Origin of the sequence: Streptomyces sp. NPDC059248 (assembly GCF_042753905.1) — a bacterium.
Classification (GTDB): domain Bacteria; phylum Actinomycetota; class Actinomycetes; order Streptomycetales; family Streptomycetaceae; genus Streptomyces.
Window position 1 is genome coordinate 1 of record NZ_JBHYZV010000100.1, and the last position, 23009, is coordinate 23009.

At 72.1% G+C, this 23009-nt stretch carries 19 protein-coding genes; 8 read left to right on the forward strand and 11 right to left on the reverse strand.

All coding sequences use genetic code 11. The features are described 5' to 3' along the window. Window positions 1–116: 116 nt before the first annotated feature. The 3 genes from ACFXG1_RS29570 to ACFXG1_RS29580 form a co-directional block, all read right to left on the reverse strand. Window positions 117–722: a Uma2 family endonuclease gene (locus ACFXG1_RS29570; RefSeq protein WP_384719831.1), complete on the reverse strand. Its 606-nt coding sequence runs from the start codon at window positions 720–722 to the stop codon at window positions 117–119. A 112-nt stretch (window positions 723–834) separates the two neighbouring features. Continuing rightward, entirely contained in the window at window positions 835–2061 is a 1227-nt protein-coding gene (gene fahA / locus ACFXG1_RS29575) for a fumarylacetoacetase (RefSeq protein ID WP_384719829.1), read from the reverse strand. Window positions 2062–2190: 129 nt separating this feature from the next. Then, window positions 2191–4407 (reverse strand): CocE/NonD family hydrolase, encoded by a 2217-nt coding sequence (locus tag ACFXG1_RS29580; protein WP_384745308.1) that lies wholly within the window; start codon window positions 4405–4407, stop codon window positions 2191–2193. A gap of 364 nt (window positions 4408–4771) precedes the next feature. On the opposite strand from ACFXG1_RS29580, the gene ACFXG1_RS29585 reads away from it, so the two are divergent. From ACFXG1_RS29585 to ACFXG1_RS29605, 5 genes are all read left to right on the forward strand, one after another. After that, window positions 4772–5782, forward strand: a complete 1011-nt coding sequence (locus tag ACFXG1_RS29585; RefSeq protein WP_384711401.1) for a polyprenyl synthetase family protein — start codon at window positions 4772–4774, stop codon at window positions 5780–5782. Window positions 5783–5886: 104 nt separating this feature from the next. Then, on the forward strand, window positions 5887–6702 hold the full coding sequence (locus tag ACFXG1_RS29590; protein WP_384711405.1) for a nucleotidyltransferase: 816 nt from the start codon (window positions 5887–5889) through the stop codon (window positions 6700–6702). Between the two features lie 160 nt (window positions 6703–6862). Further along, window positions 6863–8263: an outer membrane lipoprotein carrier protein LolA gene (locus ACFXG1_RS29595; protein WP_384711409.1), complete on the forward strand. Its 1401-nt coding sequence runs from the start codon at window positions 6863–6865 to the stop codon at window positions 8261–8263. Window positions 8264–8521: 258 nt separating this feature from the next. Beyond that, a complete protein-coding gene (locus tag ACFXG1_RS29600; RefSeq protein WP_384718858.1) occupies window positions 8522–9508 on the forward strand; it encodes an ABC transporter ATP-binding protein in 987 nt (328 codons plus the stop codon). After that, a complete protein-coding gene (locus ACFXG1_RS29605; RefSeq protein ID WP_384718856.1) occupies window positions 9495–10400 on the forward strand; it encodes an ABC transporter permease in 906 nt (301 codons plus the stop codon). The genes ACFXG1_RS29600 and ACFXG1_RS29605 overlap by 14 nt, the downstream gene beginning before the upstream one ends. Before the next feature lie 182 nt (window positions 10401–10582). Here the strand turns inward: ACFXG1_RS29605 and ACFXG1_RS29610 are convergent, their stop codons facing one another. Next, window positions 10583–11938 carry a M28 family metallopeptidase gene (locus ACFXG1_RS29610; RefSeq protein WP_384718854.1) on the reverse strand — a complete coding sequence of 452 codons (1356 nt, stop codon included), beginning with the start codon at window positions 11936–11938 and terminating at the stop codon, window positions 10583–10585. A gap of 334 nt (window positions 11939–12272) precedes the next feature. Next, the gene (locus ACFXG1_RS29615) at window positions 12273–12728 is read right to left on the reverse strand and encodes a VOC family protein (protein ID WP_384718852.1); all 456 of its coding nucleotides are present in this window, start codon (window positions 12726–12728) and stop codon (window positions 12273–12275) included. Window positions 12729–12749: 21 nt separating this feature from the next. Between ACFXG1_RS29615 and ACFXG1_RS29620 the strand changes: the two genes are divergently transcribed. Then, the gene (locus ACFXG1_RS29620; protein ID WP_384745312.1) at window positions 12750–13394 is read left to right on the forward strand and encodes a CGNR zinc finger domain-containing protein; all 645 of its coding nucleotides are present in this window, start codon (window positions 12750–12752) and stop codon (window positions 13392–13394) included. A 59-nt stretch (window positions 13395–13453) separates the two neighbouring features. Here the strand turns inward: ACFXG1_RS29620 and ACFXG1_RS29625 are convergent, their stop codons facing one another. After that, window positions 13454–13990: a winged helix-turn-helix transcriptional regulator gene (locus tag ACFXG1_RS29625; RefSeq protein ID WP_384745314.1), complete on the reverse strand. Its 537-nt coding sequence runs from the start codon at window positions 13988–13990 to the stop codon at window positions 13454–13456. Window positions 13991–14240: 250 nt separating this feature from the next. On the opposite strand from ACFXG1_RS29625, the gene ACFXG1_RS29630 reads away from it, so the two are divergent. Beyond that, window positions 14241–15677: an MFS transporter gene (locus ACFXG1_RS29630; RefSeq protein ID WP_384717744.1), complete on the forward strand. Its 1437-nt coding sequence runs from the start codon at window positions 14241–14243 to the stop codon at window positions 15675–15677. A gap of 106 nt (window positions 15678–15783) precedes the next feature. Continuing rightward, entirely contained in the window at window positions 15784–16188 is a 405-nt protein-coding gene (locus tag ACFXG1_RS29635; RefSeq protein WP_384717735.1) for a DUF6401 family natural product biosynthesis protein, read from the forward strand. A 95-nt stretch (window positions 16189–16283) separates the two neighbouring features. Here the strand turns inward: ACFXG1_RS29635 and ACFXG1_RS29640 are convergent, their stop codons facing one another. From ACFXG1_RS29640 to ACFXG1_RS29660, 5 genes are all read right to left on the reverse strand, one after another. After that, window positions 16284–17132 (reverse strand): hypothetical protein, encoded by an 849-nt coding sequence (locus tag ACFXG1_RS29640; RefSeq protein ID WP_384712390.1) that lies wholly within the window; start codon window positions 17130–17132, stop codon window positions 16284–16286. Window positions 17133–17322: 190 nt separating this feature from the next. Continuing rightward, the gene (gene rarD, locus ACFXG1_RS29645; RefSeq protein WP_384712393.1) at window positions 17323–18390 is read right to left on the reverse strand and encodes an EamA family transporter RarD; all 1068 of its coding nucleotides are present in this window, start codon (window positions 18388–18390) and stop codon (window positions 17323–17325) included. Between the two features lie 275 nt (window positions 18391–18665). Further along, window positions 18666–19769, reverse strand: coding sequence for a 2-oxoacid:ferredoxin oxidoreductase subunit beta (locus ACFXG1_RS29650; protein ID WP_384712396.1), 1104 nt, complete (start codon window positions 19767–19769; stop codon window positions 18666–18668). Then, entirely contained in the window at window positions 19762–21753 is a 1992-nt protein-coding gene (locus tag ACFXG1_RS29655) for a 2-oxoacid:acceptor oxidoreductase subunit alpha (RefSeq protein WP_384712399.1), read from the reverse strand. Before ACFXG1_RS29655 ends, ACFXG1_RS29650 begins: the two co-directional genes overlap by 8 nt. A gap of 249 nt (window positions 21754–22002) precedes the next feature. Beyond that, a complete protein-coding gene (locus ACFXG1_RS29660) occupies window positions 22003–22662 on the reverse strand; it encodes a LuxR C-terminal-related transcriptional regulator (RefSeq protein ID WP_384712411.1) in 660 nt (219 codons plus the stop codon). Between the last annotated feature and the right edge of the window lie 347 nt (window positions 22663–23009).

The window sequence follows — 23009 nt, forward strand, 5'->3', positions numbered from 1 at the left end:
GCCGTCATGGCGGGCGTATTCGTCCGATTACCCCCACCTGCCCGCCCGCCCCGTCGCGTTCCGCACCGGGGGCCGGCCTCCCTGACGGGGAGGCCGGGCCCCGGTGTTGGTTTCGTTCAGGGGCGGGAGCGGCGCGGAGTGATCTCGGTGAGGTCGAGATCGACCGGGAAGGGTACGGAGACCTTGAGCCGGTCGTGGAAGATCCCCGTGGCGACGTACTGGCCGGTGGTCGGCTCGCGTTCGAAGACATAGACGACGGCCCGGCCCCCGTCGTTCTCCACCCGCCAGTAGTGGGGGATCCCGGCGCGGGCGTATTTGACGGGCTTGGTCTCCCGGTCCCGGCTGACGGACTCGGGGGACACGACCTCGACGGCGAGGGTGACGGACCCGGCGGGGAGCCGAGTCTGTCCGTACCCTTCGACGGTCTCCGCGCTCATCACGATGACATCGGGCTCCGGCCGGTTCTGACGGTCGACGTCGATGGTGAATTCGCGGAGGACCTCGTAGTCCGCAGGGGCGAGCGACCGCAACTGCCAGTTGAAGAAGTCGACCGCCCTGATATGGAAAACGGACTGCGGACTCACGAAGACAAGGCTTCCGTCGATCAGCTCCGTATGCGGAGGCAGGTTCGGAAGCGTGTCCAGGTCGTCGGCGGTCCACCCGCCGGCCGGTGGCATCGGCCGGCCCTGTTCGGGCCGAGGGGCCTCGGGTTCGACGCTCATCAGTGCTCCCATGCGACGGAGTCTCGCCGGTGCGGTCAGGTTATCGGCGGGAAGGGGGTGAACCCCCTTCGTACGGGTGAACGTGGCTCGGATATCGGCGTTCGCGTGGCGTTCAGGCCGACGGGACGACGCGGCCGGTGACCTCGCCGAGGCCGACGCGGACGCCGTCCGGGCCGGGGGCCCAGGCGGTCATGGTGACCGTGTCGCCGTCCTGGAGGAAGGTGCGGTCGCCGCCGGGGAGGGGGAGGGGGTCGCGGCCGTTCCAGGTGAGTTCGAGGAGGGAGCCCCGCTGGTGGGTCTCGGGGCCGCTGACCGTGCCGGAGGCGAAGAGGTCGCCGGTGCGCAAGGAGGCGCCGTTGACCGTCATATGGGTGAGCTGCTGGGCCGCCGTCCAGTACATGGTGGCGAACGGCGGTTCGGCGATCACATGACCGTTGAGGGCCACGGAGATCCGGATGTCGAAGCCGCCCGGCTCGTCGTCGGCGGAGTCGTCGAGATAGGGCAGCGGCGGGACGTCCCGGGCGGGCGGGGCGGTACGGGCCGCGTCGAGGGCCTCCAGCGGGGTGACCCAGGCCGATACCGAGGTGGCGAACGACTTGCCGAGGAACGGGCCCAGGGGCACGTACTCCCACGCCTGGACGTCCCGGGCCGACCAGTCGTTGAGCAGGGAGAGACCGAACACGTGCTCGCGGAAGTCGCCGAGCGGTACGGAGGCGCCGAGCGCCGTGGGCGCCCCGACGAGAAAGCCGACCTCGGCCTCGATGTCGAGCTTCACCGACGGCCCGAAGACGGGCGCCGGATCGGCGGGGGCCTTGCGCTGGCCCCGGGGGCGTACGACATCCGTACCGGAGACCACGACCGTGCCCGCGCGGCCGTGGTAGCCGATCGGCAGGTGCTTCCAGTTGGGGGTGAGGGGTTCGCCGTCGGGGCGGAACATCCGGCCCACATTGGTGGCGTGGTGCTCACTGGCGTAGAAGTCGACGTAGTCGGCGACCTCGTACGGCAGATGGAGGGTGACCTCGTCCAGCGTGTGGAGCAGGGGCTCGATCACGGTCCGGTGGGCCGGGACCGTCACCCAGGCGGTGAGCGCGCGGCGGACGTCGCGCCAGGCGGTGCGCCCGGCCGCGAGCAGGGGGTTGAGGCCGGGCCTGTCGAGGAGCGCGGCGTAGGGGGAGCCCAGGGTGAGGGCCGCCGCCCCCGCGTCGAGCACGTACCGCCCGATCCGGACGCCGACCCTGCGGCGGTCGGGCTCGTCGGCGGTGGAGAAGACGCCGTAGGGGAGGTTGTGCGGGCCGAAGGGGTCGCCCTCGGCCAGATCGAGCGGGCTCTGCTCGGACATCTGTGCCTGCCTCGTTTCCGATTCTGTGCGGGGCCGTACGGCGGGTGCCGTCGACGGCCGGGCGCACGGCGCTCTTCACGATGTGGGGGACACGTTACGTGGGGGACGCACGGGACCGGCAGGGCGCGATCAGCCCGCCGTTCTGGGAAAACGTTTCACCCAGCTGCGGTGGAAGACCACCTCACCGCGGTGCGCCGGTCCGCCGGTGTTGTCCCGGCAGATCACCTCGTCCTCGGCGACCAGATCGTCCGCCGCGCAGAACAGGGCGGAGCGGGTCTCCACGGTGATGTCCCAGGCGAGTTCGGGACGGTGGAACCGTACGGTCCACTCCGTCTCGGCCCGTGCCGACAGCGGATCGCCGGAACGGATCGTCCGGATCTCCCGGGCCTCGTCGAAGACCTCCAGACCGTCCGGGTACACCCGGCTCGCGCCGTCCGCGCCCAGGGGGCGGGGATCGGTCTCCAGCCGCCAGGACTCCGTACCGGTGTCCCGGGTCAGGGCGTGTTCGGGGCGGCGTTCGGCGGGCGCGGTGAGCGGGGCGGGGGCGATGACGCCGAGGGGTTCGACGCGCTCGGGCGGGCCGAACCGGACGGCGTCGGGCGGGGGGCCCGGCGGGTCCGGGTCGCGGATCGGGAGGTCGAGGCGGGAGCCCTCCGGGAGCAGGACGAAGCCCGCCGCCGGGCCGGCCGGCGGCCAGAGCCACGGCCAGTACGCGGAGGAGACCGCGAGCCGGAGCCGGTGTCCCGGCGGTACCGCGTACCCGGCCGCCGCCAGGGCGAACGACACGTCCGCGACGGTGCCGGGGGTCCAGGCGCGGGCCCGGTCGAGCCCGTCGCGGGCGGCCGGGTTCCGTACGCCCCGGGCGATCAGCGTCGACGAACCGTCGGGTGCGACATCGCACAGGCGTACGGCGATACGGCCGTGGGGGACGTCCAGCCGCAGCCGGAGGGTGACGCGGGGGCGGCCGAGGACGGTCAAGCCGTCACCCGGGACGGGGAATTCGAAGCACGCGGAGCGCGCGTCCTCCTCCCGCTGATCGGGCGGGAGGTCGGCCGCCCGGCCCGGCTCCGGCAGTGGACGGCCCGCGTCGGTGCCGGTATGGGCGGGGGAGACGACGGGTACGGGGTCGCCCCGCAGGGCGTACGGGATGGTGCGGATGTCGGGGGAGGGCCAGACGGACTCCGCGATCCAGCGGCCGGAGGGGGCGCTTCCGGGCGTTCCGGCGGACTCGGAACGGGTGCGTCCGAGTTTTGCGCCGGGCTCGGAACGGGTGCCTCCGGGCCCGGCGGCGGGTGCGTCCGGGTCGGTCAGCCAGACGCGGAGCAGGGGGTCGTCGGCCAGGTCGGCGCCGCGCAGATGGCGGTCCCACCACCGCAGCGTCTCGTGGAGGAAGCCGATCGCGGGGCCTGGCCCCGGCTCGTCGGGGTAGTGGCGCGCCCAGGGGCCGATCAGCCCGCGCACCCGGTCGGCGGGGAGCGTCTCCAGCAGCCGGAGCACGGTGTCGCGGGCCGGGTCGTACCAGCCGCTCACGGCCAGGACCGGGGCGCGTACGGCTCCGGCGTCGGACGCGGTCCAGGTGGGCCAGTGGTCGTCGCGGAGCGGGTGCGCGAGGGCTCCGTACAGCGGCGGCACCACGGCGGCCAGCCGGGCGGTCCACCGCTCGCGCCAGACGTCGGCCCCGGCGTAGCGGGGGTCCGGCGGCGAGCAGAGCGCGGCGAGCAGGGCCGTGGAGCGGGCGTGCAGGGAGTCGGGGGCGACCGTCCCGCCGAGATGGGCGCCGTCCTCCTGGTACGGGTCGACGGTCGCGCCGACCGCGACGACGGCCCGCAGCGGGTCCGGGGCGAGGACGGCGACGCGCAGCGCGATCCCGGCGCCGGGGCCCAGGCCGAACATGCCGACGCGGCCGTCGCACCACGGCCGGCCCGCCAGCCACTCCACCACCTCGGCCGCGTCGGCGGCGTCGGCCGCCGCGTCCGGGGCGGGGCCGCGGTCCGGGCCGCCCCAGGGGGCCGCCGGAATGCCTTCGCCCGAGCCGTGGCCGCGGGCGTCGACGCGGACGGAGGCGTAGCCGCGGGACGCGTACCAGCGGTGACGGCGGGCGTCCCGGGCGGCGGTGGCGTCGGTCAGCCGGTCCGGGGCGTATTCGAGGAGAACGGGGGTGGGGGTGGTGTCGGCGGTGTCGGCGGGGGTGGTGGCGGCGGTGGCGGTGTCGGTGGCGGTGTCCGAGAGGGGCCGCCAGAGCCGGGCGTGCAGGCGGGTGCCGTCGGAGAGGGGGAGGAAGAGGTCGTCCTGGCGGGTGGGGTGCGAGGGCGGGGTGTGCCAGGGGCGTCGGGAGTACTGGCGCATGGCGGGGCCTCCGTGCCCGGGGTGGGCCCGCCGACGGCCGGGGCCCCCGCCCGTGACCCGCGTCTGCGAACGGCGCCCGCGAACTGCGCCCGCGACCCGCGGACGGGCCGCGGGAACGGGTCCCCGGGCGCCCGGCGGCCGTCTCCGGGACCGGTCCCGGAAGGGGTTCACCGGTACGGTCGCGGGTACCCGTCGCCGATACCGTCGTAAAGCTCACCTGTGGTCGTATGTACTGATCACGAACATACCGTCGGCGGCGGGAAGGCGCCCATGGTGATCCAAACGCGACCGGATACGCTGACTTGAGTGAATCCAGCGACACATCGACAATCCGAGTGATGATCAGCAGACAGGAGACCACCTAGTGACCGTCGTCGGGCCGTTCGGGCTGAGCGTGCGGGACCAGGCTCTTGAGGCCGATGTCCAGACCGGACTGTCGGCCGTCGAGGCGGGTCTCCTCGAAGCCACCAAGAGTGAGGTGCCGTTCATCACGGAGGCGGCACAGCACCTCGTCCGTGCGGGTGGCAAGCGCTTCCGGCCGCTGCTGGTGATGCTGGCCGCCCAGTTCGGCGACCCGTACGCGCCCGGGATCGTCCCCTCCGCCGTCGTCGTCGAGCTGACCCATCTGGCGACGCTCTACCACGACGACGTGATGGACGAGGCGGACGTCCGGCGCGGGGTGCCCAGCGCCAACGCCCGCTGGGGCAACTCCGTCGCCGTCCTGACCGGTGACTTCCTCTTCGCCCGCGCCTCGCACATCCTCGCCGACCTCGGCCCCGAGGCCGTCCGCATCCAGGCGGAGGCGTTCGAGCGGCTGGTCACCGGCCAGATCCTGGAGACGGCCGGGCCCCGCGACGGACGCGACCCGGTGGAGCACTATCTCGATGTGATCGGTGGCAAGACGGGGTCGCTGATCGCGGTCTCCGGGCGCTTCGGCGCGATGATGTCCGGCGCGGACGACGGTGTCACGGACATCCTCACCCAGTACGGGGAGCGGCTCGGCGTCGCCTTCCAGCTCGCCGACGACGTCCTCGACATCGCCAGCGACTCCCACGAGTCCGGCAAGACGCCCGGTACGGATCTGCGCGAGGGCATCCCCACCCTGCCGGTGCTCCATCTGCGGGCCAGGGCCGAGGCGCGGGGGCTGCCCGAGGACCTCGAACTCGTCGCCCTCCTCGACGGCGACCTCGCAGACGACGCCCGGCACGCGGAGGTGCTGACCCGGCTGCGCGCCCACCCGGCGCTGGAGCAGGCCCGGAGGGACACCATCCGGTACGCCGAGGAGGCCCGCTCCAAGCTGGCCCCGCTGCCGGAGTGCTATGCGAAGGCGGCTCTGGAGGAGCTGTGCGACGCCGTGGTGCACCGCGCGGGCTGAGCCGTCGGAACGGTCGGCCTTCCCCTCCGAGCGTCGTCGATCCGCCGTTGCTCCATCGGGGGCGAGGGCTGCCCTTCTGCGGTCGCGGGGACCAGACTGGGCCCATGGATCCCACGGCTCCCGAGGTACCCGGTGCGGCGCGGCCGGCCGACCCGGCCACCGAACGGCTGCTCACCCGCTTCGTCGACGGACTGCCTGACCTGGTGCCGCTGGTCGCGGTCTGGGTGCACGGCTCGATCGCGGAGGGGACCGACTACCGGCCGGGCCGCTCCGACCTCGATCTGATCGCGGTCGTCGAACGGCCCTGCACCCAGCAGGAGGAGCAGCGGCTGACCGGGCTTCACCGCCGTCTCGAACGGGACGAGCCGCTCGCGGGGAAGCTGCACTGCTCCTATCTGCCGACGGCGGAGCTGGCCGATCCCGGGCGGGAGCATCCGACCTGGGCCCACCGGGAGCTGTACCGGCGCACGGTGAGCCCGGTGACCCGGGCCGAGCTGCACCGGTTCGGACAGGTGCGGTACGGCCGGCCGGTCGGCGGACTGCTCCCCGAGGTGACGGACCGACAACTACGGGAGTACGTCGCCGGGGACATCCGGGACAACCTGCTGCGGCTCTGCGACGACGAGCGGTTGTTCCGCGGCGACGGGTGGGTCGACTTCGGGATGCTGGCCCTGCCGCGGGCCGCCGTCACCCTGCGGGACGGGCGGCTCATCACCAAGGCCGAGGCCTTCGGGGTGCTGGCCGAACTGGAGGCGCCCGCCGAGGTCGTGGCGGATGTCCGGCGCCGGAGGTACGGGACCGGGAACGACGCCGGGGCGACCGCGGTCTCCGGTGGGTGGCGGGCCCGGCGGGCCCGGCTGACGGTGGAGTTCCTCCGCTCCCGGGGGCGTGAGCTCGTCGCCGCGTACGACGGGGGATGAGAGCGCCGCCGGCCGGGCGCCGCCGAATGGGGGAGCCCCCTTAGGGAACCGTCATCCCACAGGCGTACACCTAGTTGCTCCCCCGGATTGACGCCCCGGCGACGGCAATTTGGTCAGATGGATTCACTGCTCCTGACCGACCACGGAGGTAGGCCACACCATGGCACGGAACGACGAAAGCGCCGCCGGTACCGCCGGCGCACAGACCACCCAGGACACGGGCGCTCCCCTCGCGCGCCGCCGCCGCGCGGCGCGCTACGCCCTTCCGGTCGCGGTGGCGGGCGTGGCCGCGGCGACCATCGGTCTGGTCCCGGCTCTCGCGGCCTCCGGCGATCCCGATCTGCCCGAGGTCAGCGCCCAGGAGCTGATCGAGAGGATCGCCGCGTCCGAGACCGAGCGGCTCTCGGGCAATGTGAAGATCAGTACGGATCTGGGGCTCCCCGACTTCGGGGGGCTCGGGGGCTCCCTCCTGTCGGGCGCGGTATCGGGCGCGGCCTCGGGCGGCGCCTCGGACGGCGGGGAGCGCGGCGGCGAGGACGGCGCGGGCTCGTCGGCGTCCCCCGACGCCAAGCTGATGGAGCTGGCGACCGGCTCGCACACACTGCGGGTGGCGGTCGACGGACCCGAGCGGCAGAAGGTGTCGATCGTCGAGAAGACCTCCGAGTACAGCCTCATCCGCAACGGGGACGAGGTGTGGGCGTACGACAGCGCGTCCAACGAGGTCTTCCACCAGAAGGACCCCGGCACCGGGGCGGGGGCATCCGGTGAGCACGGCGGGAAGGGGAAGAAGGGGAAGGGCGCCGATGGCGTCCCTGGACTGTCGGCGGAGGCGCCGACGCCCCGCGAGCTGGCCCAGGAGGCGCTGAAGGCGGTTGACGAGACGACGTCGGTGACCGTCGACGGCACCGCCCGGGTCGCCGGGCGCACGGCGTACCAGCTGGTCGTCAAGCCCAAGCAGGACGGTTCGACCATCGGTTCCGTGAAGATCGCGGTGGACTCGAAGACGGGTACGCCGCTGAAGTTCACGGTGGTGCCGTCCTCCGGTGGCAAGGCCGCGATCGACGTCGGCTTCACCAAGGTGGACTTCGGCAAGCCCGCCGCGTCGACGTTCGACTTCACCCCGCCGAAGGGCGCGAAGGTGACGGGCCCCGAGGACCTCGCGAAGGAGGCCGAGAAGCACGGCGCGTCGCTGGAGCGGGAGGCCGAGGCGTTCGAGAAGGAGCTGGAGAAGGGCCTCAAGGGCGGGGCGAAGGACGGCCACGACGGCCCGGGTCTCGCCGGGCCCGAGGGGCTGAACGTGATGGGCGAGGGCTGGACCTCGATCGCCAGGATCGGGGCGTCGGAGGGCTCCGGCGGCGCGCTGCCCGGCGGCGCGGGCGGACTGCCGCCCGAGGCCGCGGAGTTCCTGGGCGACCTCACCGAGTCGGTGAAGGGCGACTTCGGCTCGGGCACGCTCTTCAAGACCCGTCTGGTGAACGCGCTGATGACGGACAGCGGCACGGTGTACGTGGGCGCCGTCACCAAGGGCGCGCTGGTGGCGGCCGCGAACGCCGACAAGTGACGCGTTACGCGGCCCCGCGTCGCCGGTAGCCGGCCCCGCGTCGCCGGTGGCCGGACCGGGGAGGCCCGGGAGGGTCGGGGAGGTCCGGGAGGATCGGGAGGATCGGGGGAGGCCCGGGCGGGGACGTACCGCCGCTGCCGCCGTGGTCCGTCCGCCCACCGCGGGGGCCGCACAGGCCGTACGGTGGGCGGACGGGACCGGGCGCGCCGGAGCCGTACCGGCGGGCGGGCGGACGTACGGAAGAGGTCGGGGGAGAGCATGACAGCTGCGGCGGCATCGCCGGACGGGGCGGCGGTGGATCCGCCGACCGTGATCGAGACACGGGGGCTCACCAAGCGGTTCCGGGGCGGTCAGCTCGCCGTGGACCGGCTCGATCTCACCGTCCCCGCGGGCAGCGTCTTCGGGTTCCTCGGGCCGAACGGCTCCGGCAAGACCACGACCATCAGGATGCTGATGGGGCTGATCGAGCCGACGGCCGGGCGGGCCACGGTGCTCGGCGGATCGATGCCGGGGGCGGCCAGGACCGTACTGCCGCAGGTCGGGGCGTTGATCGAGGGCCCGGCGCTCTACGGCTTCCTCAGCGGACGGGACAATCTGCTCCGGTTCGACGCCGCGGATCCCACCGCCGATCCCCGGACCCGGCGGGACCGGGTCGGCGCCGCCCTGGAACGGGTGGGGCTCGCCACGGCCGCCGGGAAGAAGGCCAGGGCGTACTCCCTGGGGATGAAGCAGCGGCTCGGGCTGGCCGCCGCGCTGCTGCGGCCCCGTCGGCTGCTCGTCCTCGACGAGCCGACGAACGGCCTCGACCCGCAGGGCATGCGGGAGATCCGCGCCCTGGTGCGGGAGCTGGCCGCCGACGGGACGACGGTCTTCCTCTCCTCCCATCTGCTCGACGAGATCGAGCAGGTCTGCACCCATGCGGCGGTGATGGCCCGGGGCAGACTGCTCACCCAGGGCCCCGTCGCAGAACTGGCGGCCCGCGCGCGGGGACGGCTGACCGTCCTGACACCGGACACGGACGACGCGGCCCGGCTGCTGAAGGAGCGGGGGATCACCGAGGTGGTGGCCGAGCCGGACGGCGAGCGGGTGACCGCCGAACCGCCCGGCCCCGAGGTGGAGCTGGCCGAACTGACCGCGGCGCTGGTCGCGGCCGGGGTCAGGGTGCGCGGGTTCGGGGTGGAACGGGCGTCGCTGGAGGAGGCCTTCGTGGCGCTGACGGGGGAGGGTTTCGATGTCGCGGGTTGAGCCGGAGTCCGTCGTCGAGCCGGGGTCCGGGACGGGCACGGGCGCCGCGGGCGCGCCGTTGCGGACGCTGGGACTGTTCCGTTCCGAGCTGGTGGTGACCCTGCGGCGTTGGCGGACTCTCGCCCTGCTCGGGGTGTTGGCCGCGGTGCCGCTGCTGATCGGTATCGCGGTACGGATCGAGACCGGGGACGGCGGTCGGATGGGCGGTGGAGGCGAGGAAGGGCCCGCGTTCATCTCCCAGATCACCAACAACGGACTGTTCCTCGTCTTCGCCGCCCTCGCCGCCACGCTGCCGGTGTTCCTGCCGATGACGGTGGGCGTCGTCGCGGGTGACGCCATCGCCGGGGAGTCGGCCTCCGGCACCCTGCGGTATCTGCTGGTCGCCCCGGCCGGGCGGACCCGGCTGCTGCTGGTCAAGTACGCCACGACGCTGGTGTTCTGTCTGCTCGCCACCCTGGTCGTCGCGGTCTCCGCGCTGCTGGTGGGGGCCGCGCTCTTCCCGCTCGGCGATGTCACCACGATCTCGGGGACCCGGATCTCCTTCGGGGACGGGCTGACGCGCGCCGCGACGGTCGCCCTGGTCGTCGCGTTGTCGCTGGCCGGGCTCGCCGCGCTCGGGCTGTTCGTCTCGACGCTCACCAGCAGCGGGATCGCGGCGATGGCCACCACGGTCGGCCTGGTGATCACGATTCAGATCCTCGGCTCGATCCCGCAACTGGACGCGATCCACCCGTATCTCTTCCCGCATTACTGGCTGTCGTTCTCGGATCTGCTGCGCGAGCCGGTGTACTGGGGCGAGATCCGGAAGAACCTGGGACTCCAGGCGCTGTACGCGGCGGTGTTCGGGTCGGCCGCCTGGGCGCGCTTCACCACCAAGGACATCACGGCCTGACCGCGCCCGGCCCAGCCCGTACATGGCTGCATGCGTGTGCGATGGGAGCACACGCATGCAGCCTGTGGGGGGTGGCGGTTCCTGGGGCGGCCCATGGCGTCACGGCCGGGTGGTGCGTGGGTGGTGTACGTGGTGCGGTGGTGCGTGGGTGGTGCGGCGGCCCCGCGGAGGGCCGCCGCGGCTCAGAAGGTGAGCTTCCAGCTGTTGATGTAGCCGGTGTCCTGCGCACCGACGTCCTGGACGCGCAGCTTCCAGGCGCCGTTGGCGGGCTCACTGGAGGCGTTGACGGTATAGGTGGCGATGACGTTGTCCGCCGAGTCGTTGCCACTGGAGTTCTTGAGCCGGTACGCCGTGCCGTCCGGGGCCAGCAGGTCGATCACCAGATCGCCGCGCCAGGTGTGCCGGATGTCCACCCCGACGGAGAGGACGGGCGGGGCGTTGCCGGTCCGGCCGGCGACGGTGACGGTCGAGGTCACGGCGGCGCCGTTGTCCGGGACTGCGACGTCGTCGGTGTTCTCGTAGCTGTCGCCCGGCGGGACGACGACGCCGGTGCCCAGGGTCCAGACGGCATGGGCGACCGCGTCGCTGTTGCGGTCGAGGGCGGTGTCGTTGATGTTCGCCGTGGTGTCGCAGGAGGAGTGGTAGCAGCGGTCGAAGGCCTGGCCCGCCGTACCGCCCCACTTCTGGACCTGGGCCGCCGTCTTCGTCCGGCCCGCGCCGGTGAACAGCCCGCCGACCCGGATGCCCACATTCTTGAAGGAGGCGTGGTCGGAGCGGCCGTCGCCCTCGGTCTCGATCTCGGTGGGCACCCCGAGCCCGCCGAAATAGTCCTTGAAGACCTTCTCCAGCTGGACGTCGTCGTCGTAGACGAAGTAGCCCGGGTTCGGGGAGCCGATCATGTCGAAGTTGAGATAGGAGGAGATCTTCGAACGCTCGGCGGCCGGCAGGTTGTTGACGTAGTACCGGGAGCCGACCAGACCGACCTCCTCGGCGCCCCACCAGCCGAACCGCAGATGCTTGGTGGGCTGGAGTCCGGCCCGGGAGACCGCGAGGGCCGTCTCCAGGACGGCGGCGGATCCCGAGCCGTTGTCGTTGATCCCGGCGCCCGAGGCCACGGAGTCCAGATGCGCACCCGCCATGAGCACCTGGCCGGGGTCGCCGCCGGGCCAGTCGGCTATCAGGTTGTAGCCGGTGGCGCCGCCGGAGCTGAAGCTCTGGATGGAGGTGGTGTACCCGGCCGCGTCCAGCTTCGCCTTCACATAGTCGAGGGACGCGCGGTAGCCGGGGCGGCCGTGGGCGCGGTTGCCGCCGTTCGCCGACGCGATCGACTGGAACTGCGACAGATGCGCCTTCACATTGGCGAGGGGTATGTCGGGCGCGGCGAGCGCCGCCGTGCCGGAGACGGTCGCGGGGGCGGTCGGTGCCGGTGCCGTCGCCGCCGGTGAGGCGGCCGCGACCAGCCCGGCCAGGGCTATCGCGGCTCCGGCTATGCCACGTCTGGGACGGAGAGAAAGACGGCGGGGAACGGAGAGTCGCATAAGGGCTCCGGGGGGATTCCGTGCGGGGACAGGACGGAACGAGCGGGCCGCCCCGGAATGGCGGGATCCAGGGCGCTGGAGCGGTGGTGCGCGGTGCTCAGAGTCCGGGAGAGCGTGATGGACCGTCAAGGGCGGAAACCGGTCAGTCGTGTTCGTATACAGAACAGAAGTGGTTTTGGAGACGGTTCCGAAGTGGTCGCGTCCGCATCACTTCCCATCGCTCCGATGGTCGATTCCTGATCAATTCCCGTCGGATGCGAACGCTCGCGCTCACCCCCGGAGCCGGGGGTGAGCGCGAGCGGCGGAGCGGCTACTCCACTGCTCCACGGCTCCACTACTCCACGCAGAACTCGTTGCCCTCGGGATCGGCCATCGTCGTCCAGGTGCCCATCGGCTGCCGCTGCTCGTGGAGCACGGTGGCACCCAGTTCGCGCAGCCGGGCGACCTCGGCCGGGATCCGGTCCGTGCCCACATGCAGATCGAGGTGGAGACGGTTCTTGACCGTCTTGGCCTCCGGTACCCGCTGGAACAGCAGCCGGCGGCCCAGGCCGATGCCCTTCCGCTCGTCGTACCGGTCGTCCGGATGGCGGACGGCGGCCAGATCGAGCCAGACGTCCCGGCCGTACCGCTCGGTCGTGGAGCCGTCCGGCAGATAGCCCTGCTCGCGCAGTCCGGCAATGAGCGTGGCGTGGTCCTCGACCTGGTATCCGAGGGCGGCGGCCCAGAAGTCGGCCTGGGCCAGGGGGTCGGCGGCGTCGATGGTGAGCTTCCAGTGCAGTGGCGCAGTCATGTAACCGTTTATATTAGTTACATGGTCGACATCGCAAGAGGGTTCCTCCTCCGCCCCCCGTCCGGCGGCTCCTTCCGCTTCGACGCCGGGACGCTCTGCCTCGAACTGCTGCTCACGGGCGGCCCCGGCGAACTGGCCCGCTGGGAGTCGCTGTACGGGCCCGCCGATCTGGTGGAGTGGGCCGGGCGCAGCAGACTGCCGGACGGTCTGGCGCCCCGGGTCGAGCCGGAGGAGGTCACCGCCGCCCGGGAGCTGCGGAACGCGGTCCACCGGCTGGTGTCGGCGCGGATCGGCGGCCGGGAGCCGGGTCCCGCGGACCTCGCGATCGTCGACGCCGCCGCCGCGCATCCGCCGCCGGTGCCTCGGTTCGGCCCCGGCGGTACCCGGGCGTGGGTGCCCGGGGCCACCGGCGCCCAAGTGCTGTCGGCGGTGGCGCGGGACGCGGTGGACCTGTTCACCGGCCCGTACGCCGGGCGGATACGGGAGTGCGGCGCGGACGACTGCGGGCTGGTGTTCGTGGACACGTCCCGGCCGGGCCGCCGCCGCTGGTGCTCGATGGAGCGGTGCGGCAACCGGCACAAGGTGCGGGCGCACCGGGCCCGCCAGCCCGACGGCGGAGGCGGGGAAGGCGGGGAATGCGCGGGCGGGGCGACCGGCGGCGCGTAGGGGCCGATCGGTCGGCGGCGCGGGGCGGGGCGGCGGGGGCCGTGGTCGCGGCCGGGAGGCTATCGGGGCTGTCGTACCGCGGCGCGTTCGACGGGTGCCGACGCCGGTGTCGGTGTCGGTGCCGGTGTCGGGGCCGGGAGCCGGACCGGTCCCTCCGGTGCCGTCGGCTCGTCGCGGGTGTCGTAGGAGGCCCGGGCCGCCGCGATCTCGTTCTGGTGCTGTTCGGTCCAGGTGACGAGCGACCGGATGGTGGTGTGCAGGGTGCAGCCCAGCTCGGTGAGCGCGTACTCCACCCTGGGCGGGACGACCGGGTGCACCGTACGGCTGACGAGCCCGTCCCGCTCCAACTGGCGCAGTGTCACCGTCAGCATGCGCTGGCTGATCCCGTCGATCTCGCGGCGCAGTTCGGAGAAGCGCAGGACCCTGCTGTCGAGCAGGGCGATGACCAGCAGCGACCACTTGTCGGCGATCCGGTCGAGGATCTGCCGTACCTCGCAGTCCTCACGGGCGTCCCACTGGAAGGGGTCCGGGTCCCCGTCGTCCTCGAACTCGGGCACTCCCAGGTAACCGGGTGACTTCAAAGTGCCTCCTTCCACCGGACGTCATCCTGCCGGAGGATCGACATGGTTACAAGAGGGAACCGACCCTCGTACGAGTAACCGCCTCCCCTTCCTTCGGCATGCCAGCGCCTCGGCATGCCCCCGTGCCGTACGCCGGAGTCAGCCGATGTCCGCAGCCCCACCACCCCCGACCTCCTCTCCGTCCCCGACCCCCGACCCGCCCTCCTCCGACGCCGTACCCGAGCCCGAGCCCGAGCCCGTACCGGCACCCGCCGCGTCGGCCGCCATGTCCGGGCGGGCCAAGGCGATGCTCGCCGTTCTGTGCGGCACCGTCTTCCTGGAGGGCATCGACATCGCGATGCTCGCCGTCGCCGTACCCGCCATCCGGGCCGATCTGGGTCTGGCCACCGGCACCGCCGCCTGGGTCGTCAGCGGCTACGTCCTCGGCTACGCGGGCTTCACCCTGCTCGGCGGACGCGCCGCCGATCTGCTGGGCCGCCGCCGGATGTTCCTGCTCTGGCTGGTCGTCTTCATCGCCTTCTCCGGCCTCGGCGGCTTCGCCACGGAGGGCTGGATGCTGGTGGTGTCGCGCTTCGTGACCGGTGTGGCCGCCGCGTTTATGACCCCGGCGTCCCTCTCCGTCATCACCACCTCCTACACCGCGGGCCGCCAGCGGAACATGGCCCTGATGATCTACGCGGGCACCTCGGCGGGCGGCTTCTCCCTCGGTCTGGTCATCGGCGGACTGCTCACCGAGTTCGGCTGGCGCTGGGTCTTCTTCGCCCCCGTCGTGCTCGCCGTGCTGATCCTCGCCGGGGCGCTGCGGCTGCTGCCCGCCGACCGGGTCCCGCCCCGTACCGGCGGCTTCGATCTGCCCGGAGCCGTCACGGCCGCGGGCGCGATGCTGCTGCTCGTCTACGGCATCATCCGGCTCGAACACGGCTTCGCGGGCTGGGGGATCACCCTCGCGGTCGGGGGCGCCGGACTGCTGCTGGCCGGGCTGTTCGTCCGGATCGAGCGCCGGGCCGCCGTTCCCCTGGTCCGGCTCGGCATTCTGCGCAACGGGGCCATGGTCCGGGCCGATATCGGGATGATGCTGCTCTTCGGGGCGTTCTTCGGCTTCCAGTTCATGGTCACGCTCTATCTGCAGGAGCTGCGCGGCTGGACATCCCTCCAGACATCGCTCGCGCTGCTGGTCGCGGGGATCGACGTGGTGCTCGCCCCGACCGTCACCCCGATCCTGGTGAACCGCTTCGGCACGGCCCGGGTGATCTTCTCGAGCTTTGTGGTCGCGGTCGCGTCGTACGTCCTGTTCCTGCCGGTCGGCAACGACTGGTCGTATCTCGCGATGCTGCCCGCCCTCACCCTCGCCGGGATCGCCTTCGGGCTGGGGCTCGGGCCGCTCACCATCGCCGCCACCGACGGGATTCCGGCGGAGGAGCAGGGGCTCGCGGGCGGGCTGCTCCAGACCGCGATGCAGTTCGGCGGTGCGGTCGGCATCTCGGGGGTGACGGCGGTCTACGGACTCATGGGCGGCGACGACAACCGGATGGAGGCGTTCCGGGCGGGTCTCGTGGTGCCGGTGGTGATGGTCGTCATCGGTCTCGTCGTGGCGGCCATGGGGCTGCGCGGCGGGCGTGCCGACAAGGGCGGTGAGGGTGCGGCGACCGGCCTGCCCCCGGTGGTGGAGGTTCCGGCGGGGGCGGTACGAGCGGCGGGCTGACCCGGCCGTGATCGCGTACGCCCCCGTGCTCACCATGCTCAACAGGCATGGGGGCTGCGATGAATGTCACGTCTGTCCGGGCTTGTCCGGCGCGTACGGTGGGACGATGGACCAGCCCTCCTCCTTGCCGGACCCCGGCCCGGCCGCCGACTGCCCGCTGGTGGGCGTCGTGGCGGCGTATCTGCCCCGGCTGTCGGAGTTCTCCTTCGACCCGGGGCTCGTCGCCGCCGTCGACCAGCACGCGGCCGATGTCCGGGACGCGCTGGTGCCCCGGCCCCGGCGGCGGGGCGGCGGCCGGGGCTCCGCCCGGGGGCGGGACGCGCGGGCCGGGGCCTGGGCCGGGGCCGACTCCGGCGACGTACGGCGGGAGGATCTCGCCGACTACGTCCTCGGGTTCACGGACTGGCTCACGGAGACGGAGTGGACCGAACCGGTGGGATACGACTTCGCGACGCTGCGGCTCACCGCGGTCTGCTGGCTGGTGCGCGAGCACGATCTGCTCTCCCGGTGAGCCGCGCCCGGCCGTTGTCCTGGTGTTTCCGGTGCGGCGGTACGGGACGGTCCGGCGCGGGTGCCGCGGCGGACCATCCCGTACCGCCGGTGTGATCACATCGGGTCGTACGGACCGTCGTTGCCGCGCGGCCCCTGGTCGCCGCCCGTGCGCCGCTCCCCGGTCGTCCCGGGAGCCGTCCGCGTTCCCGGCGCCGGCTGACCGGCCGCCGCGTCCGACCGGCCCTGCTGATAGGCGCTGATGCTGTCCCGGGCGGCGCCCGAGGTCTCCGCCTCGGCGCGGGTCAGCCAGTTCTCCCAGCGCGAGCGCATCGGCCCGATCAGCCCGCCGCCGACGCCCACGATCAGGATGCCCGCGACCGTGCCGAGCGTGGCCAGCAGCAGGGGCCCGGTGATCGCGGTCGCGATACCGGCCTGGCCGAGTGCGGCGATCGCGCCGAGCGCCACGATGAACGCCCAGGCGACGGTGGCGAGGACCTTGCCGTACGAGGTACCGCTGAGGGCGTCGTTGATGATCTCGCGCACCGCGCGGGCGATCGCCATCGCGACCACCACGATCACCAGCGCCACCACGGCCCTCGGCAGCCAGGCGACCACCGCGTTGATCATTCTGCTGATGGGGTTGGGGCCGAAGACCCCGAGGGCCAGCTGGAGCACGATCAGCAGCAGCCCGTAATAAATGATCTTGGTGAGGATGGCGGTGGCGTCGTGCGACGAGTTCCGCAGGGCGTGTGCGGTACCACTGCGTTCGGAGAGCTTCTCGGAACCGACCCTGCGCAGCAGCCGGTCCACCACCCGGGCTATCAGCTTGGCGATGAACCAGCCGATGAGCAGGATCACGAGGAAGCCGATGAGCTTGGGTATGAAGGCCGCCACCGCGTTCCATGCCTGGGAGAAGCCCGCGCCGAAATCGACGGAAAGGGCCAGGGGCAGGGGCTGGGACATGTCCGGACTCCGTCCGCAGAGGGCTCCGGCGGACCCGGGACCCGTACTCCGGTCGTAACACCGGCGGGGGACGGCGGCCCGGGGTGGGACGGAAGTGTGGGCCGGTCGGGTGGCGGATTGGGCCACTGCGGTGGGGCGCCGACGCGCCCGCCCCGCCCGGTGGCCTCTCCCGGATGTCCCGGCCCGGCCCTCAGGAAGCCGGTTCGGTACGGACGGCCGCCTCGGCCGGCGGCGTGGGTGCCTCCGCTGGTTCCGGGGCACCCGCGGGCGGCGCCGGGGCGATCCGCGCCGCCGCTGCCGCCGCCGTGCCAGCCCGGCCGCCGGTCGCGACGACCGGTTCGCCCGCCGCCCGCAGGGCCTCCGCCCGCTCCCTCGTACGCCGTGCCGTCCGCAGCGCGTCCCAGGTCAGTACGGCCAGCGCCAGCCACACCAGCCCGAACCCGGCCCAGCGCTCGGCGGGCATCGCCTCGTGGAAGTAGGCGACTCCCAGCAGGAACTGGAAGACCGGCGCCAGATACTGGAGCAGGCCCAGCGTCGACAGCGGTATCCGGATCGCCGCCGCGCCGAAGCAGACCAGCGGTACGGCGGTCACCAGGCCCGTCGCCGCGAGCAGCAGCAGATGCCCGGTGCCCTCGGCGCCGAAGGTCGCGTCGCCCCGTGCCGCCAACCAGATCAGATAGCCCAGCGCCGGGAGGAAGAGGATCGCGGTCTCGGCCGCCAGCGACTCCAGACCGCCGATGTTCGTCTTCTTCTTCGCCAGCCCGTAGGTGGCGAAGGAGAACGCGAGGACGAGGGAGATCCAGGGCGGCTGCCCGTAGCCGATCGCCAGGACCAGAACCGCCGAGAAGCCGATCCCGACCGCCGCCCACTGCGCGGGCCGCAGCCGTTCCTTCAGCAGCAGGACGCCCATCGCGATGGTGACCAGCGGATTGATGAAGTACCCGAGGGACGCCTCCACCACCCGGCCCGTGTTCACGGACCAGATGTAGACGCCCCAGTTGACCGAGATGACCACGGCCGCCACCGAGATCAGCCCGAGCTTGCGGGGGTCGCCCAGCAGCTCGCGTATCCACCGCCACCGCTTCACGACCAGCAGCGCGAGGACGACGACCACCAGCGACCACGTCATACGGTGGGCGAGGATCTCGGTGGCGCCCGACGGCTTCAGCAGCGGCCAGAAGAGGGGGACGAGACCCCACATCCCGTACGCGCCGATTCCGTACAGCAGCCCCGCGCGCTGCTCTCCGTCCGATGACACTGGATCTCTCCCCCGTTCCGGCCCGGGCCCGGGCCCGGTGCGACCCGGTCCGTGTACGGCACACGCCCTGGGCGCACCGTATCCATGTGCGACGAAGGTACGCGTCCGGGGGCCGGACTGTCATGCCCGTATCGACATACGGTCATGACGGCCGTCCGTCGCCGCGACCGCTACGAAGAAGCCGCCCCCGCCGCGCTTCGTGCGCGGCGTGCGCGGCGGGGACGGCTCCTCGGTGTCGGGCGGCGGTCACCCGCGGGGCCCGTGGCCCCACGGGGTCAGCCCACCACGGTCCAGGTGTCGTTGCCCTGGAGCAGCGACGACAGATCGCCCTTGCCGTACTGCTCGACGGCCCGGTCGAGCTGGTCCGCCATCAGCGTGTCGTACACCGGGCGGCGGACCGAGCGCAGCACACCGATCGGGGTGTGGTGCAGCGTGTCCGCGTCGGCCAGCCGGGAGAGCGCGAAGGCCGTGGTCGGTGAGGTGCTGTGCGCGTCGTGGACCAGGACGCGCGACTCGTTCTCCGGGGTGACCTCGACGACCTCCAGATCGCCGGTCGCCGGGTCGCGGACGACACCCTTCGCGTTCTCGGCGCCGAAGCGGATCGGCTGCCCGTGCTCCAGCCGGATCACCGCCTCCTCCGCCTGCTGCTTGTCCTTGAGGACCTCGAACGCGCCGTCGTTGAAGATGTTGCAGTTCTGGTAGATCTCCACCAGGGCCGTGCCCTCGTGGTCGGCGGCGGCACGCAGGACCGAGGTGAGGTGCTTGCGGTCGGAGTCGACCGTACGGGCCACGAAGGTGGCCTCGGCGCCGATCGCCAGCGACACCGGGTTGAACGGGGCGTCCAGGGAGCCCATCGGGGTCGACTTGGTGATCTTGCCGACCTCGGATGTGGGGCTGTACTGGCCCTTGGTCAGTCCGTAGATCCGGTTGTTGAAGAGCAGGATCTTCAGATTGACGTTCCGCCGCAGGGCGTGGATCAGGTGGTTGCCGCCGATGGAGAGCGCGTCGCCGTCACCGGTGACCACCCAGACGCTGAGATCGCGGCGGGAGGAGGAGAGCCCGGTCGCGATGGACGGGGCCCGGCCGTGGATGGAGTGCATCCCGTAGGTGTTCATGTAGTACGGGAAGCGGGAGGAGCAGCCGATGCCGGAGACGAAGACGATGTTCTCCTTGGCGAGGCCGAGCTCGGGCATGAAGCCCTGAACGGCCGCCAGGATCGCGTAGTCACCGCAGCCGGGGCACCAGCGGACCTCCTGATCGGACTTGAAGTCCTTCATGGACTGCTTGGCCTCGGCCTTGGGGACCAGGGAGAGCAGACCGGAGCCGGGTCCTGTGGCCCCGGCGGCCGTGGTCGCGGGATGCGCGGCGGTCTCAGTCATCGATGGCCTCCTTGAGAGCCGTGGCGAGCTGCTCGGCCTTGAACGGCATGCCGTTGACCTGGTTGTAGCTGTACGCGTCGACCAGGTACCTCGCCCGGATCAGCAGGGCGAGCTGACCGAGGTTCATCTCCGGCACGAACACCTTGCGGTAGTGGCCGAGCACCTCACCGAGGTTCTCCGGGAAGGGGTTGAGATGGCGCAGATGGGCCTGGGCGATCGGGACGCCCGCCGCCCGCAGCCTGCGGACGGCGGCCGTGATCGGGCCGAAGGTCGAGCCCCAGCCCAGGACCAGGGTGGTCGCGCCGTCCGGGTCGTCGACCTCCAGATCGGGCACGGCGATCCCGTCCACCTTGGCCTGGCGGGTACGGACCATGAAGTCGTGGTTGGCCGGGTCGTAGGAGATATTGCCCGTGCCGTCCTGCTTCTCGATCCCGCCGATGCGGTGTTCGAGACCGGGTGTGCCCGGCACGGCCCAGGGGCGGGCCAGGGTCTCCGGGTCCCGCTTGTAGGGCCAGAAGACCTCGGTACCGTCGGCCAGTTCGTGGTTGGGGCCGGTCGCGAAGCGGACCCGCAGATCGGGCAGCTCGTCCGGCTCCGGGACCCGCCACGGCTCGGATCCGTTGGCCAGATAGCCGTCGGAGAGGAGGAAGACCGGGGTGCGGTAGGCCAGGGCGATCCGGGCGGCGTCCACGGCGGCGTCGAAGCAGTCCGCCGGGGTGCGCGGGGCGACCACGGGCACGGGCGCCTCGCCGTTGCGGCCGTACATCGCCTGCAGCAGGTCGGCCTGCTCGGTCTTGGTCGGCAGACCGGTTGAGGGGCCGCCGCGCTGAATGTCCACGATGACCAGCGGCAGCTCCAGGGAGACCGCGAGGCCGATCGTCTCGGACTTGAGGGCGACACCCGGTCCCGAGGTGGTGGTGACCGCGAGGGATCCGCCGAACGCGGCGCCGAGCGCCGCGCCGATCCCGGCGATCTCGTCCTCCGCCTGGAAGGTCCGCACCCCGAAGTTCTTGTGCTTGGACAGCTCGTGGAGGATGTCCGAGGCCGGAGTGATCGGGTACGAGCCCAGGTACAGCGGCAGATCCGCCTGGCGGGCCGCGGCGATCAGACCCAGCGACAGTGCCAGATTGCCGGAGATATTGCGGTACGTCCCGGTGGGGAACGCCTTGGTGGCCGGTGCCACCTCGTACGAGACGGCGAAGTCCTCGGTCGTCTCGCCGAAGTTCCAGCCGGCGCGGAAGGCGGCGATATTCGCCTCGGCGATCGTCGGCTTCTTGGCGAACTTGGTCCGCAGAAAGGCTTCCGTACCCTCGGTGGGCCGGTGGTACATCCAGCTCAGAAGCCCCAGCGCGAACATGTTCTTGCTGCGCTCGGCCTCCTTGCGGGAGAGCCCGAAGTCCTTCAGCGCCTCGATCGTCAGCGTCGTCAGCGGCACCGGGTGGACGTGGTAGGCGTCGAGGGAGCCGTCCTCCAGCGGCGAGACGTCGTAGCCGACCTTGGCCATCGCGCGCTTGGCGAACTCGTCCGTGTTGACGATGATCTCGCCGCCGCGCGGGACGTCGGCGATATTCGCCTTCAGAGCGGCCGGATTCATCGCGACCAGCACATTGGGCGCGTCACCCGGCGTGAGGATGTCGTGGTCCGCGAAGTGCAGCTGGAAGCTGGACACGCCGGGCAGGGTCCCGGCGGGGGCGCGGATCTCGGCGGGGAAGTTCGGCAGCGTCGAGAGGTCGTTGCCGAAGGACGCTGTCTCGGAGGTGAAACGGTCGCCGGTGAGCTGCATGCCGTCGCCGGAGTCGCCCGCGAACCGGATGATCACCCGGTCCAGCTTGCGGACCTCCTTCACGGGCGGGGCGCCACCGTCGGCGGCTTCCGCGTCGGGAAAGCGCTGTTCGCCGACAACCGCCTCGGTGGCGTCGCCGGTCCCGCTGACCCCGTCAGCCTCGTCGGCATGCTCGGCTGGGCTACTGACCTGGCTGGTCACTGAAATGGACCTCCCTTGAGGCGGCTGCTGGGGCCGGCCGTCCCACTGGCCGTTCCACGTGCAACCCTACGTCGGTAAGGGTCACCTTCCCCGTACCGCTCATATGCTGGACTGGAAAATGAGACGGGATTTTGTCCTGGTCTGTCACATTTCACCCCACCTCGGTGGTCCGCCCGGCGGGACACTCCCGCTCGTCCTTTGGTAGTAGGACCCGCCGCCCGGCCCGGAATCTGACAGAGTGTCAGGTCGCTAGGAGTTGAGATACGTCAGCACGGCCAGCACCCTGCGGTGATCCCCGTCACTGGGCGACAGGCCGAGCTTCTGGAAGATATTGCTCACATGCTTCTCGACCGCGCCGTCGCTCACCACGAGCTGCTTCGCGATCGCCGAATTGGTCCGGCCCTCCGCCATCAGACCCAGGACCTCCCGCTCCCTCGGTGTCAGTTTCGCCAGCACGTCCTGCTTACGGCTGCGCCCCAGCAGCTGGGCCACCACCTCGGGGTCCAGTGCCGTGCCCCCCGTCGCCACCCGCACCACCGCGTCCACGAACTCGCGGACCTCGGCGACCCGGTCCTTCAGCAGATAGCCCACACCACGGCTGCTGCCCGCCAGCAGCTCCGTCGCGTACCGCTCCTCCACATACTGCGAGAGGACCAGGACTCCTATCCCCGGATGGTCCCGGCGCAGCCGCACGGCCGCCCTGACCCCCTCGTCCGTATGCGTCGGGGGCATCCGTACATCCGCCACCACCACATCCGGCAGCTCGCCCGCCGCGGCCAGCTCGCCCACCGTCTTCACCAGCGCGTCACCGTCGCCGACCCCCGCGACCACCTCGTGTCCGCGGTCCGTCAGCAGCCTTGTGAGGCCCTCCCGCAGCAGCACCGAATCCTCGGCGATGACCACCCGCACCCTGCCGTCGTCCACCACAGCCCCGTTCCCCCATGTCGATCCGTACCGGCCCGCCGCTTCGCACGGCTTCTTGCGACCCCAGCATCCCAGTATTCGGATCGGGTCGGGGAAGCCTGTGGACAACGCACCGCGTTATGGGGGGAACCGGTCGCCGGAAGTCCGCCGGAAGTCCGTCGGAGGTCCATCGGAAGACCGGTGGAAGCCCGGTGGAAGGCCGGTGGAACAGGGGGGTACAGGGGGGTGAGAACGCGGAGGCGGGGGCCGGGGGGGCCCGACCGCAGCCCCCCCCCCCCGACACCGCCCCCCCCCCCCACCCCCCGTAAAAGGGGGAAAAACCGCCCCCCCGG

Bases quoted from the DNA above. Each gene is read 5' to 3' on its own strand.
- ACFXG1_RS29590 (WP_384711405.1), top strand. From the start codon at position 5,887: ATGGATCCCACGGCTCCCGAGGTACCCGGTGCGGCGCGGCCGGCCGAC.
- ACFXG1_RS29595 (WP_384711409.1), top strand. From the start codon at position 6,863: ATGGCACGGAACGACGAAAGCGCCGCCGGTACCGCCGGCGCACAGACC.
- ACFXG1_RS29635 (WP_384717735.1), top strand. From the start codon at position 15,784: ATGGACCAGCCCTCCTCCTTGCCGGACCCCGGCCCGGCCGCCGACTGC.
- ACFXG1_RS29570 (WP_384719831.1), bottom strand. From the start codon at position 722: ATGAGCGTCGAACCCGAGGCCCCTCGGCCCGAACAGGGCCGGCCGATG.
- ACFXG1_RS29605 (WP_384718856.1), top strand. From the start codon at position 9,495: ATGTCGCGGGTTGAGCCGGAGTCCGTCGTCGAGCCGGGGTCCGGGACG.
- ACFXG1_RS29615 (WP_384718852.1), bottom strand. From the start codon at position 12,728: ATGACTGCGCCACTGCACTGGAAGCTCACCATCGACGCCGCCGACCCC.
- ACFXG1_RS29620 (WP_384745312.1), top strand. From the start codon at position 12,750: ATGGTCGACATCGCAAGAGGGTTCCTCCTCCGCCCCCCGTCCGGCGGC.
- ACFXG1_RS29580 (WP_384745308.1), bottom strand. From the start codon at position 4,407: ATGCGCCAGTACTCCCGACGCCCCTGGCACACCCCGCCCTCGCACCCC.
- ACFXG1_RS29610 (WP_384718854.1), bottom strand. From the start codon at position 11,938: ATGCGACTCTCCGTTCCCCGCCGTCTTTCTCTCCGTCCCAGACGTGGC.
- ACFXG1_RS29650 (WP_384712396.1), bottom strand. From the start codon at position 19,769: ATGACTGAGACCGCCGCGCATCCCGCGACCACGGCCGCCGGGGCCACA.
- ACFXG1_RS29630 (WP_384717744.1), top strand. From the start codon at position 14,241: ATGTCCGGGCGGGCCAAGGCGATGCTCGCCGTTCTGTGCGGCACCGTC.
- fahA (WP_384719829.1), bottom strand. From the start codon at position 2,061: ATGTCCGAGCAGAGCCCGCTCGATCTGGCCGAGGGCGACCCCTTCGGC.
- ACFXG1_RS29640 (WP_384712390.1), bottom strand. From the start codon at position 17,132: ATGTCCCAGCCCCTGCCCCTGGCCCTTTCCGTCGATTTCGGCGCGGGC.
- ACFXG1_RS29600 (WP_384718858.1), top strand. From the start codon at position 8,522: ATGACAGCTGCGGCGGCATCGCCGGACGGGGCGGCGGTGGATCCGCCG.